We start from the raw sequence: 17,332 nt of genomic DNA, 5'->3' as shown, positions 1-17,332 counted from the left end.
TTGCTTGCTTTGTGGGTGGGTCTTGGGTCTGCCCGTCCCAGCGGGCGCTCAGGATGCTGCCACCAAGCTCGCGCAACGACAGCGCGAGCAGGCTGAAATTCTCGAGAAAATCACCGCTGTACAAAAAGAAATTGACGCGAAAGAAGGTGCTAGAAAGGAAGCCAGTGATGCTTTAAAAGCCTCTGAGTTGGCCATTTCTGTTTCCTCACGCAAGCTCAACGAGCTCGACGCGCAGCAAAAAAGGGCTCAAACCGATCTGGACGATTTGAATGTCCAGATTGCCAAGCAGCAAGGTTTGCTCAATCAAAACAGACGCCTATTGAGTGAGCAATTGCGTCAACAATATCAAAGCGGCTTGTCACCACTGTCTGCGTGGCTCTCTGGCATTGATCCTCAATTGCTAGGGCGAAATTTAGCCTACCTCGACTATGTCGCCAAAGCTCGCACTGCCGTGGTGGCTCGAGTTCAGGGTGTACTGGCCGAATTGATAGCGCTGCAACGGCGTGCCGATGAAAAGCAACGTGAAATTGCTGGGCTGGTGCAGCAAGAGAAAGATCAAAAAGCGAGCCTCGATAAGCAGAGAAAAGAGAGGACGACCCTGCTTGCTCAGATCGAGGGTCAACTGCTTGCTCAGCGAGCCCAGGCAGACAAACTCGATCGAGATGAAAAGCACTTGACCGAGCTCATTTCGAGCCTTGACGAACAGATTGCGATGTCGCTGCGGCTGGCCGAAGCTAACCGAAGAGAGCAAGAAGCGCAGGCTCAGGCGCGTGCCGAGGCGCAGGCAGACGCCAAACGACGCGAGCAAGAGGTCTTGGCGAAACGTCGGGCGCAGGAGGCAGAGCAAGCGGATGCCGCTCGGCAGCAGGCTGTGATCGATAAGAAAAATGCAGATTCTTCGCAACAAACGACGCAGGAGGGCTTGAAAGCGGGTCTCAAATGGCCTGTTCGTGGCCGTGTCATGGCGCGGTTTGGTACCGACAGACCTGAGGGTGGTGTGTGGCGTGGCCTCTTGATTGCTGCTGCCGAGGGGGCGCCGGTTCAGGTGATTGCAAACGGCACGGTGGTTTATGCCACGTGGCTGAGGGGTTTTGGCAACATCATGATTATTGATCATGGTCAACAATCCCTGAGTATTTACGCCTATCTGCAGAGCATGCTCAAGCAGATTGGGGATGTCGTTGTCACGGGTGACACCATTGCGACAGTGGGTAATACCGGCGGGCAACTGGATTCCGCCCTATACTTCGAGATAAGACGTCGCAACGTCGCGGTGGATCCTATTCTCTTTTTAACAAAATAGGCTGAACGCTGCGCCAGCTCGGGCGTCGAAACAGAGATCTATCTTCTTACCGGGATTGTGCATGAGCGCCAGTAAATTAAGGCATGTTGGGCTGCTGTCGGCGGGTTTGTTGGCTGGTGTTTTGTTGAGTCTCGGGGTGAGCGCGTTGGCTCAACGGGGATCCCCGTTGCCGCTCGATGAACTAAGACAGTTCTCCAGCGTCTTTTCGACCATTAAAAATAATTATGTCGAGCCGGTCACTGACAAGAAGCTGATTGATGGTGCAATTGCCGGCATGTTGGCGGATTTAGATCCACATTCTGCCTATCTTGATGCTGACGCCTTTAAAGAAATGCAGAGTTCGACGCAAGGTGAGTTCGGTGGCCTCGGGATAGAAGTCGGGGCTGAGGATGGCGCCGTCAAAGTGATTTCACCGATTGAAGATACCCCGGCCGCGAAGGCAGGTATTCGTGCAGGCGATCTGATTGCCAAAATCAATGACGCTTCGACGAAAGGCATGACACTCACCGAGGCCGTGAAATCAATGCGAGGTCCGGTGAAGACCCCGATCACGTTAACGATTGTGCGCCAGGGGATGGATAAGCCGCTCGTGCTCACGCTTGTGCGGGATACGATCCACGTGAAGAGCGTTAGAAGCAAAATGTTGGACAACAGCATCGCGTATGTGCGTATCGCGCAGTTTCAAGAGAGAACTGGGACGGATCTCGTCAAACAGATCAATGAACTTGGTGCACAAGGGATACCAAAAGGTTTTGTTCTAGATCTGCGCAACGATCCTGGTGGGTTGTTGCATTCAGCGATTGGCGTCGCTGGTGCGTTCTTGCCAAATAACGCGCTGGTGGTCTCAACTGACGGTCGTACACCTGATGCAAAACGTAAATATACGGCGGCGACGAAGGACTATGACGCTGGCGAAGGCGATTATCTGGCGAATTTGCCAGGATGGATCAAGACAGTCCCCATGGTGGTGCTGATTAACGTGGGTTCGGCATCGGCCTCTGAGATCGTTGCTGGTGCCTTGCAAGATCACAAACGCGCGACAATTTTGGGTAATCGCTCATTTGGCAAAGGGTCGGTTCAAGTGATATTGCCGATCTCAGATGAGACGGCGATCAAATTGACGACCTCACGCTATTTCACACCACTGGGCCGCTCGATTCAAGCGACTGGTATTGCACCAGATTTAGTGGTGACTGATACCGCACAAGGCGATCTGTTCAGAGTGCCTCGTGAGGCTGATTTGCAACGACATCTGGGTAACGATCAAGCCAAAGACGGCGAGGTCAAAGGCAACGCCGATGATCCGCCACCGGCCGATTCAACCAAGGTGTTTCAGTTCGGCACACCTGATGATTTTCAGTTGCAACAAGCGATCAATTACCTTGAAGGCAAGCCTATTCAGAAAGGGGTGACTAATACCGTCGCTAAGTTAGACAAAGACGGTAAAACGGATAAGGCTGACAAGGCAGACAAGGCAGAGAAGCCGGCCTTGCCGAACAAGAAGAACGGCACAGCGCCCGCGCCTCAGCCTGGAGGCGTGGTTACGCCAAAATGAACGATGCGGCACTACTCCGGTATGCTCGACACATCCTTCTGGATGACTTGGGCATAGAAGGCCAAGAGAAGCTGTTAGCGGCAAAAGTGCTGATCGTAGGGGCCGGTGGGTTGGGTTCACCGGCGGCGCTTTATCTGGCATCCGCCGGGGTTGGCCATCTTGTGCTTGCTGACGACGATACCGTTGAGATAAGCAATCTGCAGCGTCAAATCATGCATACGACGGCTCGACTGGGTGAGCTCAAAGCTGAGTCAGGCAGAGCAGCCATGCTCGCCCTGAATCCTGAGATTGTTGTTCAAGCGTTGGCATCGCGACTTGACGCACAGCAACTTGCCGAGATCGTCGCGCGGGTCGATGTTGTGCTGGATTGCACGGATAATTTTGAAACTCGGCACGCGATCAACCTGGCGTGTGTGAAGCTTTCTAAACCCTTAGTCTCTGGCGCGGCCATCCGCTTTGACGGTCAAATCACGGTGTTTGATCGACGTTTGCCAGGTGCGCCTTGCTACAGCTGTTTGTTCCCCCAAACGGGAGACCATGAGGCGTTGACGTGTGCATCAACGGGGGTGTTCTCGCCGCTGGTGGGCATCATTGGCAGCATGCAGGCCGCAGAAACCATCAAACTGATTGCAGAGATCGGGACATCGTTGAATGGGCGACTCTTGTTGCTCGACGCCCTAGCTATGCAATGGCACAGTGTTCGTGTTCATCGCGATACGGCATGCCCCGTCTGTGGCACCGATAGTCGTCATTGATCTCGGCTACTGGTAGCGGTTTTCAAGCGTTGCGGTCCAACTGAATGCCGCTTAAAACCAGATTGATGTTGGCCAGCATGTTGTCTGTCGGGTCGACTTGCCAACCGCTTTGCGTAAATCTCAACCATCGACCCATCACATAATGCGTCAAGAGACTCGCAATCGTGACGACATCGGTTTCGGCGGCAATCTGCTCCGCTAAGATCCCGTCTCGGATCAGTTGTTTAAAGTTTGCCTCTATTCGGCTCGTGATCTGGTTGACGCGCTCTTGCAGCCGATGATCTTCATTGACCAAGGCGTCCCCCGTCAGCACACGCGTCATCCCTCGGTTTCGTTTGGCGAAAGATAAGAGCATCCCTGTGGTTTGACGAAGTCGCTCAATCCCCATCGTTTCATTCGATTGAATCTGATTGACCAAACCAAAAATGGTGGATTCAATAAATTCAAACAATCCTTCAAACATCTGTGCTTTGCTGGCGAAATGCCGATAGAGCGCTGCTTCAGATAAGCCAAGCTGTTCGGCAAGTGCCGCCGTCGTGACTCGCCCGGCGGTCGGATTTTCAAGCATCCTCGCTAAGGTTTGCAAGATCTCAATACGACGCTCACCTGCACGACTCGCCATTTGTCATCCTCCGACGGTGTGGTGTCGAACCCCACGTTTTTGCGTTAGCAAGTCACCGACGCATTTGATCCGTAAATCCACAAAATCCGGGCGACCGCGTCGTCCCCTTGCGAAGGGCGTGCCCGGGTGAAAAACATGAACGGTTTTCAGACCCGCCGCACGTGCCCCGCGCAAGTTTTCTAAGGTGTCCTCCACCAACACGGCGCGCCGCGCACTGACCCCCTCGCGGGCGAGAATGTGTCTCATCAGTTTGACCGATGGCTTGGGGTGAAAGTGACCGTGCAACCGCATGTGTTCGATGGCCCAGACCCCATCAAAACAGCGCAATATGCCCAAATGTTTCATGACCGCGTGTGCATAATGATGGGGGGCGTTGGTCACTAGTATCTTTCGGCCCGGTAGTCGCCAGAGTTTGTGTGCGAGGCCTTTTTCAGCACGAATCAGGGGCTTGACGTCAAAGTCGTGACTACGATGTAAAAAACGCTGCGGGCTGATCTGATGGTGCTTGACCATGCCAATCATGGTCGCCCCGTAACGTTTCCAGTACTTGGTTCTCAAATGATTGGCAGTCGGCTCGTCAACACCAAGCGTTTCCATCACGGCGGCCGTCATCCCGACGTTGATTTTCGCAAATATTTGATGAGAAGCGTCGTGCAAAGTATTGTCGAGATCGAACATCCACAGCGCAGGATCGCCGGTGGTCGATCTCGTGCGACGTTTGCGAACCGATGGGCTTTGCAAACGTTGCATGCCGATCAATCAGACGTGATCATCGTACCGACACCGCGATCGGTCAGAATTTCAAGCAGCAAACAGTGTGGCACTCGGCCGTCAACGATATGAACGGATTGGACACCATTGCGCGCGGCATCCAAGGCAGAGGAAATCTTCGGCAACATCCCGCCGGAAATTGTCCCGTTTTCGAACAGCGCATCAATGGTTTTTGCTGAAAGCACACGCAAAAGTGTACCGTTTTGATCCAGAACACCCGTGATGTTGGTCATCATCAACAGTTTTTCAGCACCCAGCACTTCGGCCATCTTGCCAGCAACGACATCGGCATTGATGTTATAGGCCAAGCCGTCTTCGCCATAGCCGATCGGTGAAATCACTGGAATAAACTGATCGTCTTGTAATGCCTTGACGAGGGCGGGCTCAATTTTGGCAATATCCCCTACAAAACCGATATCGATAGGCAAGTTAGGATCTTCTTTGTTCGGCATCAGTTTTTTGACGGCCTGAATCATGCTGCCATCCTTGCCGGTGAGGCCCACGGCTTTGCCGCCCGCCTCATTGATCATCAACACGATATCTTGCTGTACTTGGCCGCCCAACACCCACTCGACGACCTCCATGGTGTCTTCGTCGGTGACACGCATGCCTTGAATAAAAGTCCCTTCCTTGCCAACCCGTTTGAGCGCATCGTCGATTTGCGGGCCGCCACCATGCACCACGACCGGGTTGAGGCCAAAAAGTTTCAGTAGCACCACGTCGTGGGCAAAGCTGCGTTGCAATACCTCTTCGGTCATCGCGTTACCGCCGTATTTGACGACGATGGTTTTACCGTGAAAACGTTTGATGTAAGGCAAACTTTCAGCCAGAACTTGTGCAACGAGATCCAGAGGCAGAGCGTGGCTGTTGGGAGTAGTCATATTGGTGATTTTGCGGACATCAACTAGGGTGGACGGAGAGCGCTTTTTCAAGCGTGCGATGAAAATCGGCTACATCATAATCGCCGAGGTAGCGTTTAATAATTTTGCCATTTTTATCTATCAAAAAAGCGGTTGGCGTTAATTTGACGTCACCGAACGCTTTGGCCAAATCTCCCATGGGGTCTAGCGCAACGGTGAAGGGCAGTTGCTTGGTTTCGGTGTAATTGATGACATAGCTCGCTGGGTCATACTGCATCGCGACGGCAACCGTTTCAAACCCTTGGTCGTGATATTGATTGTAGGTTTCGATGGTTTGAGGCATTTGCGCAACGCACGTCACACAGCTGGTAGCCCAGAACTTAACCAGCACGACTTTGCCTTTCAACCCCTGCGTTGTCACTTTTTGGCCCGTGATGGTTGAGAAAGTGACTAACGGCGCATCTGCGGCCGGCTTCAAGATCAGCCACGAGGCGATGCCGGCGATCGCCACAGCGAGAACGAGGCCCAACAGTTTTTTCATTTGATCGGCATCACTTGTACGCCAGTGCTTGATCCTTCAGGCATTGGGTTAGTTGCGGTATCAGTATTTCTGATGGGGGCGTTGCCGTTACTAGCACCATTGTTACTCGAGGCAGTAGACCCAGACAGCTCGTCAAGCTTGGCGGCTTGCTGAGGGGTGATGATGTCAAAAACCTTGTTGACGCTCTTGACCCCATTGACTCTGGAGGCAACCGTGGCGGCCAAATTGGCCTCTGTCTCGGTGACCAGGCCCATGAGATACACGTTGCCTTTTCTGACAACCGTCTCGATGGTTCTAGATGGAACGCCATTGGCGGTGCTCATGGAGGTAAACACTGAACTTGAGATCCACGCATCTTGCGATACGTCGCCAAAGGAAGACGTCGGGCCGACTGTCACCTCGTTAAGGACGGATTTCACGCCTTCAATGCCGCTGGCGATCTCGGCAGCTTTCTGGCGTGATTTTTCGCTCAGTGCCTCGCCGGTCAACAAGACTTTGCCCTGATAACTTTTGGTAGAAATGCTTGCTGTTGACTCGAACTCGGCCGAAAATTTACCAGCCGCTTTTAATTCGATGCCCTGATCGGTCACTTGCTGGCCGGTGGTTCGACGATCTCTCACGAGTGAGACGCCTTTGACGACCCCGCCAACGACCAAGGGGACGCATGCCTGCAACAGCAACGAGGTGGTGCTCGCCACCGCAATCCACAGCAGACTTTTCACTAAGACGGTACGCGCTCTCATTAGGCCGGATCCCCGAGGAGTAAGGAGTCAATGCCGTCACACAACATATGCAAAAGCAGGATGTGAACTTCTTGAATACGCATGGTTCGGTCGTGCGGGACGCACAAATGAACATCGTCTGGCTTGAGTAATTCTGAGATAAGACCGCCGCCCTTGCCAGTCAAGGCAATGACCCGCATTTCTCGTTCATGGGCTGCTTGAATCGCGAGCTGAACGTTCATCGAATTGCCACTGGTCGAGATGGCGACAAGAATATCGCCTGGTTGACCGAGCGCACTGATTTGGCGAGAAAAAATTTGGTCAAAACTGTAATCATTGCCCACCGCCGTGAGGATCGAGGTGTCGGTATTCAGGGTAATGCCTGCCAGTGGCAAACGATCACGCTCAAACCGGCCAACTAACTCAGCAATAAAGTGCTGAGCGTCGGCCGCTGAACCCCCATTGCCGCAAGCCAGAATTTTGGCATTGTTGGTGACCGCAGAAAAGCACAGCTCTATCGCCTGTCCCAGGGGTTCAGCCAGCGCCATGCTGCGTTGAGTCGCGGCAATGTGGTCTTCAAAATGTGCGTTGAGTTTTTCAGTGAAATCCATGGCTGTTTTCTGAGTTAAGTAACATAATTATCGCACTGATAGGCGATCCTGCATTGTATTTTTCAGCCACCTTATTTCGTCGGGTTCGAACGCGACGACATCAAAGCGGCAGATCGGTGTTTTTCCTGCAAAGTAGCAGCGAGTCAGCATCGGTAGGTAGAACTGCGCCGTGCGGATTAAACGTGCTTGTTTCGCACGATCGACACTGGCAGCAGCGCCTCCGAAGGCCTTGCTCGCACGCCGACGAACTTCGATGAAGGCCAGTACGTCAGCGTCCCTGGCAACCAAATCGACTTCACCGGTTTTGCAGGTGAGTCGGCGGGCCAAGATCTGCAGGCCTTGCTCGGTCAGCAGCGCCTCTGCGGTTTGTTCGAATCGTGATCCTGTGGTTTGTTGAAAGGTTGGGCGGGCGCTGTTGGGCAGCGACGTGTGACTTGTGGAAGGCGGCTGCGATGATCGCTCAGCCTGTCTTGCCCGACGCAACTTGAGTTGCCTCTTTCGCAGTGCCTGTTGTTGAGCCAGATGGCAACGGTAGGCGTCAAATGCTTGCATCGTATTGCGCCTCATTTTGTGGGGAGTGAGTCAAGGGTGGGGCTACACTGCCATGATCTCCACTCATTGGCGACGTGCTGTGAACGAAAATATCCATCTAGATGACCCGACACCGGATTGGGCCCGCCTCGTCAGCCGAGTCGATGCTCAATCGTGGCCTGCCGGCTGCCTATACGTGGTCGCGACGCCAATTGGTAACTTGGGGGATCTGACCTTGCGAGCGTGGCAAGCGCTCTGCCGAGCCGATGTGATTGCCGCTGAGGACACCAGATCCACCCGAGTCTTGTTGGATGCTTGGGGAGTGCAAACGCCGCTGATGGCATCACACCGCCATAATGAGGCGCAGGCAGCCGCCGCCATTGTTGAACGGCTGAGGGCTGGTGAGCGGGTGGCGCTCGTCTCTGATGCGGGCAGTCCAGCCGTGTGTGATCCCGGCGCCCGCGTAGTCGCTAGTGTCATCGAGGCGGGCTTTCGCGTTGTCCCTCTGCCGGGGGCAAGTGCGCTTATTTGCGCGCTGATGGCCGCGGGGGTCACCGACGATATGCACCCCGAATTCGTATTTGCCGGGTTTGCTCCAGCGAAATCCTTGGCAAGACAAAAATGGTTTAAACGATGGCTAGCGCAACCCCATACGTTGGTTTTCTACGAAACACCGCATCGAATTGCAGCGAGCTTGAAAGAGCTCGCTGAGATCGCGGGGGCTGAACGAAACGTGACCCTTGCGCGCGAGTTGACCAAGCGATTTGAACAACTGTGCACGATGCCCCTTGGGCAGACCGCGGACTGGATCGCGGCCGATGATCACCGCGAGCAAGGCGAATACGTGGTGATTCTGCATCCACAGCTCGTCAATGAAAACCAGGCGGGCGATGAATCAGCGGCTTTGATGGCAATGGATAGATGGATCGATGCAATGCTGCCCATGCTATCGGTCAGAGATATTGCCAAGATTGTTGCTCAGGCGACCGGCTTCGCACGGGATGCCGTTTACGCTCGAGCACTGGGGCGTAAAGGTGGCTGATCAGACCACTCGCCTGACGACTGATTCATGGGGCAGTGAGACTTGGCGTCATACCGGTTGCTGCCTGGATGGGGGCGATCGCTGCGCTCGCCTCGGTTCGATTTGAAAAAGGTCCGATCCTGACGCGATAGAGTTGGTTGGCTGTCGGTTCGACAAAAACGCGATGACCCAGACTTGCCGTGATTTGCCCGCCGATTTTGTCAGCAAGTGCCTGAGCCTTGGCCTGATCGCCAAACGCCCCGGCCTGCAAGAACATCGTCCCGGCGGGATACGATTTTGTTGAGGCATTGCTTTGATTCGCGCTGCTCGGCTGAGCCGCTGACTGACTTGTCGGTGGCGGTACTTGCCCTGGCGCTGGATCAAGAGGGCGGCCTTGCAAGAGCGTGCTAGATGGGCGTTGTGATTCGTTCTGGGTTGCGCTTTGCCATGACTCACTCGTTCTGCTTGGCGGTAACGGGGCCAGGGGAGGCGGTGGGTCCACCGGCTCTGCGCGGGCGACAGCACCGTTAGGTTGATTGCGATCCCAATTGCGGATTTGGTCTGGTGTAATTCGTTCGACGATGACTTCGGCGCTACCGGGCGATAAAAGCCCGAGTTTGTACGCGGCCACGTAAGATAAATCGATGATGCGATCATCGTGAAATGGGCCGCGATCATTGACCCTAAGCACCACGGTTTTTCCGTTGGATACCCGGGTCACTCTGACGTAGCTCGGGATGGGCAGGGTTTTATGGGCGGCAGTCATGCCATACATGTCATAGCGCTCGCCCGTTGAGGTTTGATGCCCGTGAAACTTTTTGCCGTACCATGATGCCAGCCCTTTCTCGCGATACGGGCCGCCTGAGGTATCCGGCACATAGCTTTTACCCAAGGTCGTGTACGGTTTACTGGCTCCACTGGCAAAAGGTTCGATTTTAGGCACCGCATCGGGCACTGCATCGAGATTGCTGGGTGGATTGGCCTCTGGGCCATCATCTTGATAGTAGCCACCCCCTCGACGAGAGTTGGTCGACGAACAAGCAGCTAACAAAGCAATCAAGAGGCAAATCAAAGTCACGCGCCATGCGCGCCATCGTGCAGACATGCTACTTCACCTCGATCTGATTCCGATGCCGGATCAGCGTATGCTCGTGATCGATAAATCGCTTAGCCAGTGATTCGACAACATACACGGATCGATGCTGGCCGCCGGTGCAACCGATAGCAATCGTTAAGTAGCTTCTCGTATCCTCCGTGTAATAAGGCAACCATTTTCGGATGAACGTTTCGATATCGTCGATCATTTGGCCGACTTCGTCAAAGTCGGCGAGCCAGTCTGCCACAGGCTTATCGCGACCGGTGAGCGGACGTAAGGCAGGGTCGTAGTGGGGATTTGGCAGACAACGAACATCGAACATCAAGTCTGCATCACGAGGGACGCCTTGCTTAAAAGCGAACGATTCGAAGGTGATCAATAGTGGCGCTCGGTCGGCCTGAACCAGATCACGCACCCAGGCCCTCAGTTGCCCCGGCGAAAGGCCCGAAGTGTCGATGACATGTTCCTGGTTGCGCAGGTCATCGAGCAGTTCTCGCTCTAAGGCGATGCATTGTTCGAGCGAGGCGGTGACGCTTTGCCCAGTGACGCGGTCGGATAGGGGGTGCCGTCTGCGGGATTCCGAGTAGCGAGCGATCAGCGTAGCGTCGTCTGCTTCGAGAAAGACGACACGCAGCGACGTGCCCATGGCGCGTAAGGAGGTGATCACGCCAGGCAACTCGTCAATTTCGTCGGGACTTCGAACATCGATAGCAACGGCCACAAGTTTGACCGCGCTGTCTCTCACCGAGGCAATAAATTCGGTCAAAAACCGGACGGGTAAGTTGTCGACACAGGTGTATCCCGAATCTTCGAGCAATCGCAACGCAACTGACTTCCCCGACCCAGAGATCCCCGTGATCAAAACAACCCGTAACGAGTTCATTTCACGTCGCCCTCCGCGATGGCCTGTGCTTGCCGCTCAAGGAATTCATTTAAGGTGTCAATGCCGCGCAGTTTCAAAATCGTATTTCGCACTGCCGCCTCGACAAGCACAGCGAGATTGCGGCCTGCAGCAACTTGCAACATCACCCGTCTAATTGGGCAGCCCATGAGATCTTGCGTTAATTCTTGTAGAGGCAGACGTTCAAACTTGTCTTGTGCGGTTGCTCGAACCAAATGAACGATGAGTTTGAGTTTCATTTTCCGGCGGACTGAGGTTTCTCCAAAAATCGTTCGGATATTCAACAGGCCTAAACCGCGCACCTCAAGCATGTTTTGCAGCAAAGTGGGGCATGTTCCCTCGATCATATTTGGGGCTGTTCTTGACAAATCGACGGCGTCGTCGGCGACTAAACCGTGCCCTCGAGAGATCAATTCAAGCGCTAATTCACTCTTGCCCAACCCTGACTCACCGGTAATCAGTACCCCGAGTCCAAGCACATCCAGAAATACCCCATGCACCGTTGTCCGAGGGGCAAGTCGACGACCTAAATAGATGCGCAACAGGTCAATCAGTTCTGCGGTGGGCATGGCCGTTGAAAGTAAAGGGACGTGGTTACGTTCACAGTTTTCAATCAGATCGTCAGTGGGGGAGAGCCCGTCGGCCACCATCAGCGCAGGCACCCCACCGGCCAGTAGCTCTTCGAGATGATGGACGCGCCGACGCAGATCGAAACGGCTGTAATAAGCCATTTCTTCTTGACCAAATACTTGTATGCGGGTGGGATGGATCAAATTCAAATGACCAATGAGATCAGCAGCTGCCATGCCATTGTCAGGGATCACTCGATCGGCGGCTGCCTCGCCAGCCAACCAGACAAACTTAATATCTTCACGGTTATCTTCGACGAGATCTTTTACTGTCAACATGGTCATAGCGCGTTTGCCCGGAGATATGAAGGCGGCTCAAAGAGAGCCGGTTGTTAGAAGATTGAAAACAATCTTAGTATCGGCCACTTGGTTCAGCTTGATACGAAGCGCTTCGTTCGACAGTCGCTCAGCGATTTCTGCGAGTATATCCAGATGTTGTTGCGTCGCCGTCTCTGGCACCAGCAAAATCAAGAATTGGTTGACCAGTTGACCATCGGGCGCGTCGAACGGGATCGCCTGGGGTATTCGCAGAAAGGCCGCAATCGGCTCTTTGAGGCCTTTGACTCGACCGTGAGGTAAGGCGATGCCGTAGCCGAGTCCGGTCGAACCGAGCCGTTCTCTCTCGAACAGTGCTTGGTAGACCGCAGACGATTCAAGACCGTGATTGTTTTCAAAAAGTAGGCCAGCTTGTTCAAAGACTCTCTTTTTGCTTGTCGCAGGTAAAGCGAGCAGAACGTTGTTCAATTTGAGCGTTTTGGCAAGAAGCGGCATGGATTCATTATTGCGGAAAGTTTGGTTCGTTGACAAGGCGAATCTATGAAAGTCTTAGTTTTCGAGGGGCTAAGCCACCCCGTTCGATCAACATTGCCTCACATTAAACAACTTTCTTGTCCTTGCCATTGTCTGACTGAAATCACAATGCTACGCTTGGTGCGAAATTCGCACCGAAGTGATCCGCCTTCAAACCTAGGGTTTTATGCGCAGCCTCATTCATTTTTTTGCTTTTTTAGTTTGCTTGGCGGGGGTATTGACTGCTGCTCAAGTCAATGCACAAGATGCTGGTACATTGCAACGCGAGTTGCAATTACAGCTCGAGCGGTCCAATCCCTCCCCCCCCGCTCAACCAGAATCTCCCCGAACGCCTAAACCACTCAAGCCGCTTGAACAGAAACGAGAGGTCAAAGGCTTTAAGTTCGAAGGCAACACGCTGGTGACCGAGTCACAATTGCAGGAGGTGGTTAAACCGTGGTCGAACACGCAAGTTAGTTTCAGCGACCTCAGCGACGTGACGACGGCCATTCGAAATCTATACGCTAAAGAGGGGCGTGTTGTTCAGGCGACGGTGCCGCCACAAGAAATTCGGGACGGTATCATCCTGATCAAAATAGTTGAAGGCAAACTCGGGCAAGTAATGATTGAGCCTGCAACCGAAGGCCAAGGCTTAAGAGTGCAAATCGGTCATGCACAGCAGTATTTCGGTCGCGCAAGCGATGGAACTCCCTACATCGATACCAGACCACTGAACAGAGCATTGATCTTGTTAAACGAATTGCCAGGTGTTCAGGCCACAGGCGGGTTCGAAGCGGGCGCCAATCCGGGCGAAAGTAACTTTCGCGTCAAATTAAACGATGGCCCGCTGTTCGCTGGACAAGTAGCGGCCAGTAATTATGGGTCGGCCAGCACTGGCATCGGGCAAGTCATCGCCAACCTCAGTGTCAATGATCCTCTCGGCTTTGGTGATCAAATCTCCCTTGATGCGATTCAATCTCTCGGTTCGACCTACGGTCAAGTTGGTTATTCAATCCCTGTGGGGCACGATGGCTGGCGCCTCGGTGCGCAAGCCAACGCGCTCACCTACCAAACGCTTGCTGGCTGGAGTTCAACGCAAGCAGAGGGCATTGCAGATACGGTGGGTGTGAATGCGACTTATCCATTATTGAGAGAGCCCGGTAACACTGTTAATTTGCGGCTCAATCTGGAGAGTCGGGGATACAGCAACAGCCAGTCAGGCACCAACATCAGCAACTATCAGATCGTCGCGTTTTCGACAGGGTTCAATGGCAGCTATGCAGACACGAGCCACTCGTTGGTGAGCTACAGCCTAACCGGCGTCTTGGGCAATCTTGTCATTAACAATGCCACACAGGCAGGACAAGATGCCGGCGGCCCCGGCACTGCTGGTACGTACAAGAAGGTGGGGCTCAACATCAGTCGCACCGACACACTCACTCAGCTGCCGGGCACGACCTGGCTCATGTCCTTGAACGGTCAACTGGCCAATGCGAACTTAAACAGTTCAGAACAGATTTATCTGGGCGGTGCCTATGGGGTCAGAGCCTACCCGTCGGGACAGGGTGGTGGGTCGCAAGGGGCAATCTTTACAAACGAGTTACAACATCGTCTCAATGAAAATTGGGTGGTAGGGGTCTTTGTAGACGTCGGTCTGGTGCAGCAATACGTCAACCTTTACAGCAGTTGGCAGGGGCTGACGAACGCTGACAACACCTATTTTTTAGCGGCTTTGGGGCCCACGCTTAAGTTTGAGTACGAAAAATTGCAGATAAGCGGGGCGCTCGCGCTGCGCTTGGGTAACAACCCGCTGTATAACGCTTCAGGTGAACAACTCAATGCGGACAATGCCTACAAGACGGTGCAATTGTGGGTCAAAGCAAGCTACGCCTTTTAAAAATGGTTTTTACCTTACACGTAAAAGCGAATTTATCCCATAGCTCAATCGGTTGGCTCTATGTAAGGTAGAGGGCATGTGCATGGTTGGGTAGCACCACCGATTGAAGCTCAATACTGAAATCTTCAGGTCAAGTGGTTTCAATTTTCGCTCTCTCGGTCATGGCCTTGAGCGGAAGGCAGGCTTATATGCCTTCATCGCGGCACTCAAATCAATCGCCACAGTCTGGGTCTTGCTGATGGCAACCATCTCTCACGCGGCACCCCCACCACCCAATACGTTGCCGGTGGGTGGCACGGTCAAAGCTGGGCAGGCAAGTATTACGCAGTCAGGCAACACGTTAACGATCAATCAAACAACGTCCAAAGCGATTGTCAGCTGGAATAGTTTTGACGTCGGCAAAAACGCGACCGTCAATTTTAATCAGCCCGATGCCAACGCCTCAACCTTGAACCGCGTGAACAGCGCGACCAAGTCGATGATCAATGGGGCGGTCAATTCAAATGGTCAAATCATTTTCGTCAATCCGAATGGCGTGGTGTTCGGCAAAGGCGCAGAAATCAACACTGGGGCCATCACAGCCACCACGATGGACATCAGGGACGCTGACTACTTGAATGGAACCATGAGTTACTCCGGTAACGGCACAGGCAAGGTGGTCAACAAAGGCAAGATCAATATCAACAGCCTCAATGGCTACATTGCGTTAATGGCGCCAGAGGTTAAAAATGAGGGGGTGCTCAGTGCCACGTTGTCTGGCAGTAATGCGATTGCCCTTGTGTCAGGTCAGAAAGTCACCTTGAAAATACAGTCTTTGTGTCTGGCACCACACACAGTTATACGATCACACCGGCCACGGCCTTCTTGTCGACTGCCAAAACGTATGACACCACCAGTACTTTTTCAGCCTCGGCGTTCACGGTAGCTGGGGTCAATGGCGAAACACTCACCTTGGTCAATAACGGCGAGTCTTTGGCGGTGGGATCAAGTGCGAATGCTGGATCGCACACCTTCTTGTCGTTGGGTAGCCTCGCGCTGAGCAATGGCACCATCGGTAGTATGGGTTTGGCAAGCAACTACGTATTGCCAACGCCGAGTTCGGTGAACTATATGATTATTCCCGCAACGGCAAGCGTCTCTGCGGTCAAAACTTATGACGGCACAAATAGCTTTACGCCATCCATGTTTACCGCGGCCGGTGTCAATGGTGAAACGTTGAGCCTGACGACTTACGGGCCATTTTCAGCCTTGAGTTCGAGCGCCAATGTGGGATCGTATGCGTTTACGACGCTCGGGGGGCTGACCTTAGGTAACGGGACGTCCGGCAGCGTGGGTTTGGCCAGTAATTATGTACTTCCCACGGCAAGTTCAGTGACCGGCGTGATCAACGCACTGCCCGTGGCTGATACGTCGAGTGTTGTCGTTGCCTCATCCAGCGCCTCATCGAGCAACACGAGTTCGTCGACACCAACTACTTCAACCACCACCGTGTCGACGACCGCGACGCCTACCACACTGGTGGCGGCGACGACAACCAGCGTCCAGGCGGTCAACACCGTGATACCTGTGGTCTCGCAAATTGTCGCGACCACACAAAATATCGTGTCGACAGTCACGAACGCCGTCATTAGCACTGCCACTGCTGCTGGTCAAACAACGTCGCCCACAGGGGGAGAATCAGTCGCTGGCTCAAACGGGACTGCTGCCAATGCAGCTGCTAGCAACGCAGGCGACGGATCTGCCTCGTCGCCTGCGACCGATGGTGCAACGGCCAGCGCGTCGTCAAGTGCAGCTGCGGCGACCTCTAGCGCTGACGGCGGCGCGACCAGTGCCTCTTCCGCGTCTGATGCGACTGTGCCTGGAGCTACCTCTGGCGCTGCGAGTTCAGGCGGCACACCGGCCTCAGGTGGCAATGCCGGGGCGACCACAGGCGGTACGGCGACCGGTCCTAACGCTGGCGCCGGCGCCACGAGGTCGGGTGCGTCGAGTACCACTGGCCCGAGCGCAAAATATGCGGGCAAGTATGCAACTGGGGCTGATGGCAAACGAGTGGCAACGACGGGAACGACGAGCGCCAAACCTGCTGCTGCTAACGCACCTTCGGCAAAATACACTGGGAAATACGCCACCGGTGCGGACGGCAAACGGTTGGCAGCGCCGACAACGGCAACAACCGCCAAACCGACCGCTGCCAACGCACCATCGGCTAAATATACGGGCAAATATGCCACCGATGCAGATGGCAAAAGAGTGACGAGCGCGGCAACGGCGACGACGAACAAAGCAGCGACCGCTGCCAACGCACCTTCTGCCAAATACACCGGTAAATATGCCAGTGGGGCACGTAACGGTGCAGCGGCAACGCCGAGAACCGCGGCTGCAGCGGTTGCTGTCGCCGGTCGGGCAGAAAAATATGTGGGAAGAACAGACCCGAATGCTGCTAACGTGATTACCTTTAGTGGCGGAGCTTTCACCAGTGCTGGCTTCAATCCAGCCCTTCCTGTCCCTGAGGTGAAGGGTGGGCTCGACTCAACGGCGATGTTGATGGTTGCGGGTCAAGTGTCTGGCTCGACGATTGAAACGGGCGCTGGCAGTAACGTCAAAACGGGTAGCGACAAAAAAGGAAGTGGATCTCAAAGTGCGTTTGAAAGCACTGAGTCAACGAATTTGATGTCAACCTTGAATGTTTTAGTGGCTCCTTAAAGTGACATGGTTTTTATAGGATATG

General features: G+C 54.0%; 18 protein-coding genes. 7 read left to right on the top strand and 11 right to left on the bottom strand.

Annotated elements, in window-relative coordinates:
* Positions 1-22 precede the first annotated feature (22 nt).
* From AC1W8Y_RS02270 to AC1W8Y_RS02260, 3 genes are all read left to right on the top strand, one after another.
* Positions 23-1,303 carry a murein hydrolase activator EnvC family protein gene (locus AC1W8Y_RS02270; protein ID WP_482012834.1) on the top strand — a complete coding sequence of 427 codons (1,281 nt, stop codon included), beginning with the start codon at positions 23-25 and terminating at the stop codon, positions 1,301-1,303.
* A 61-nt stretch (positions 1,304-1,364) separates the two neighbouring features.
* Complete coding sequence (locus tag AC1W8Y_RS02265) at positions 1,365-2,858, top strand: S41 family peptidase (RefSeq protein ID WP_482012833.1); 1,494 nt, start codon at positions 1,365-1,367, stop codon at positions 2,856-2,858.
* Positions 2,855-3,613 carry a HesA/MoeB/ThiF family protein gene (locus tag AC1W8Y_RS02260; protein ID WP_482012832.1) on the top strand — a complete coding sequence of 253 codons (759 nt, stop codon included), beginning with the start codon at positions 2,855-2,857 and terminating at the stop codon, positions 3,611-3,613. The genes AC1W8Y_RS02265 and AC1W8Y_RS02260 overlap by 4 nt, the downstream gene beginning before the upstream one ends.
* Before the next feature lie 22 nt (positions 3,614-3,635).
* On the opposite strand, the gene slmA is transcribed toward AC1W8Y_RS02260, so the two are convergent.
* Genes slmA through AC1W8Y_RS02225 form a run of 7 tightly spaced genes read right to left on the bottom strand, consistent with a single transcriptional unit; the run spans position 3,636 to position 8,292 of the window.
* A complete protein-coding gene (gene slmA, locus AC1W8Y_RS02255) occupies positions 3,636-4,235 on the bottom strand; it encodes a nucleoid occlusion factor SlmA (RefSeq protein ID WP_482012831.1) in 600 nt (199 codons plus the stop codon).
* A gap of 3 nt (positions 4,236-4,238) precedes the next feature.
* Positions 4,239-4,985 (bottom strand): pyrimidine 5'-nucleotidase, encoded by a 747-nt coding sequence (locus tag AC1W8Y_RS02250; RefSeq protein ID WP_482012830.1) that lies wholly within the window; start codon positions 4,983-4,985, stop codon positions 4,239-4,241.
* 5 nt (positions 4,986-4,990) lie between these two features.
* Entirely contained in the window at positions 4,991-5,887 is an 897-nt protein-coding gene (argB, locus tag AC1W8Y_RS02245; protein WP_482012829.1) for an acetylglutamate kinase, read from the bottom strand.
* A gap of 19 nt (positions 5,888-5,906) precedes the next feature.
* Positions 5,907-6,407 (bottom strand): TlpA disulfide reductase family protein, encoded by a 501-nt coding sequence (locus tag AC1W8Y_RS02240; protein WP_482012828.1) that lies wholly within the window; start codon positions 6,405-6,407, stop codon positions 5,907-5,909.
* Complete coding sequence (locus tag AC1W8Y_RS02235; protein ID WP_482012827.1) at positions 6,404-7,150, bottom strand: BON domain-containing protein; 747 nt, start codon at positions 7,148-7,150, stop codon at positions 6,404-6,406. Before AC1W8Y_RS02235 ends, AC1W8Y_RS02240 begins: the two co-directional genes overlap by 4 nt.
* Positions 7,150-7,740: a phosphoheptose isomerase gene (locus AC1W8Y_RS02230; RefSeq protein ID WP_482012826.1), complete on the bottom strand. Its 591-nt coding sequence runs from the start codon at positions 7,738-7,740 to the stop codon at positions 7,150-7,152. The genes AC1W8Y_RS02235 and AC1W8Y_RS02230 overlap by 1 nt, the downstream gene beginning before the upstream one ends.
* A gap of 27 nt (positions 7,741-7,767) precedes the next feature.
* Entirely contained in the window at positions 7,768-8,292 is a 525-nt protein-coding gene (locus AC1W8Y_RS02225; protein ID WP_482012825.1) for a YraN family protein, read from the bottom strand.
* Positions 8,293-8,371: 79 nt separating this feature from the next.
* Between AC1W8Y_RS02225 and rsmI the strand changes: the two genes are divergently transcribed.
* A complete protein-coding gene (rsmI, locus tag AC1W8Y_RS02220) occupies positions 8,372-9,313 on the top strand; it encodes a 16S rRNA (cytidine(1402)-2'-O)-methyltransferase (protein WP_482012901.1) in 942 nt (313 codons plus the stop codon).
* A gap of 25 nt (positions 9,314-9,338) precedes the next feature.
* Here rsmI and AC1W8Y_RS02215 read toward each other — a convergent pair whose 3' ends face one another.
* From AC1W8Y_RS02215 to AC1W8Y_RS02200, 4 genes are read right to left on the bottom strand one after another with little or no spacing between them, the layout of a single operon-like run.
* Positions 9,339-10,397: a septal ring lytic transglycosylase RlpA family protein gene (locus AC1W8Y_RS02215; RefSeq protein ID WP_482012824.1), complete on the bottom strand. Its 1,059-nt coding sequence runs from the start codon at positions 10,395-10,397 to the stop codon at positions 9,339-9,341.
* A gap of 1 nt (position 10,398) precedes the next feature.
* Positions 10,399-11,271 (bottom strand): RNase adapter RapZ, encoded by an 873-nt coding sequence (rapZ, locus tag AC1W8Y_RS02210; protein ID WP_482012823.1) that lies wholly within the window; start codon positions 11,269-11,271, stop codon positions 10,399-10,401.
* Complete coding sequence (hprK, locus tag AC1W8Y_RS02205; protein WP_482012822.1) at positions 11,268-12,197, bottom strand: HPr(Ser) kinase/phosphatase; 930 nt, start codon at positions 12,195-12,197, stop codon at positions 11,268-11,270. The genes rapZ and hprK overlap by 4 nt, the downstream gene beginning before the upstream one ends.
* Positions 12,198-12,233: 36 nt before the next feature.
* Positions 12,234-12,689 (bottom strand): PTS sugar transporter subunit IIA, encoded by a 456-nt coding sequence (locus AC1W8Y_RS02200; RefSeq protein WP_482012900.1) that lies wholly within the window; start codon positions 12,687-12,689, stop codon positions 12,234-12,236.
* Between the two features lie 205 nt (positions 12,690-12,894).
* Here AC1W8Y_RS02200 and AC1W8Y_RS02195 point away from each other — a divergent pair, with 205 nt between their 5' ends.
* The 3 genes from AC1W8Y_RS02195 (at position 12,895) to AC1W8Y_RS02185 (ending at position 17,307) form a co-directional block, all read left to right on the top strand.
* A complete protein-coding gene (locus AC1W8Y_RS02195; protein WP_482012821.1) occupies positions 12,895-14,604 on the top strand; it encodes a ShlB/FhaC/HecB family hemolysin secretion/activation protein in 1,710 nt (569 codons plus the stop codon).
* A gap of 103 nt (positions 14,605-14,707) precedes the next feature.
* Positions 14,708-15,529, top strand: coding sequence for a two-partner secretion domain-containing protein (locus tag AC1W8Y_RS02190; protein ID WP_482012820.1), 822 nt, complete (start codon positions 14,708-14,710; stop codon positions 15,527-15,529).
* Positions 15,469-17,307 carry a hypothetical protein gene (locus tag AC1W8Y_RS02185; protein WP_482012819.1) on the top strand — a complete coding sequence of 613 codons (1,839 nt, stop codon included), beginning with the start codon at positions 15,469-15,471 and terminating at the stop codon, positions 17,305-17,307. Before AC1W8Y_RS02190 ends, AC1W8Y_RS02185 begins: the two co-directional genes overlap by 61 nt.
* The last annotated feature ends 25 nt before the right edge of the window (positions 17,308-17,332 follow it).

It is taken from the genome of Jezberella sp. (assembly GCF_964834465.1).
The sequence above is the reverse complement of the archived record's forward strand: the minus strand, read 5'-3'. Positions and strand labels throughout refer to the sequence as shown.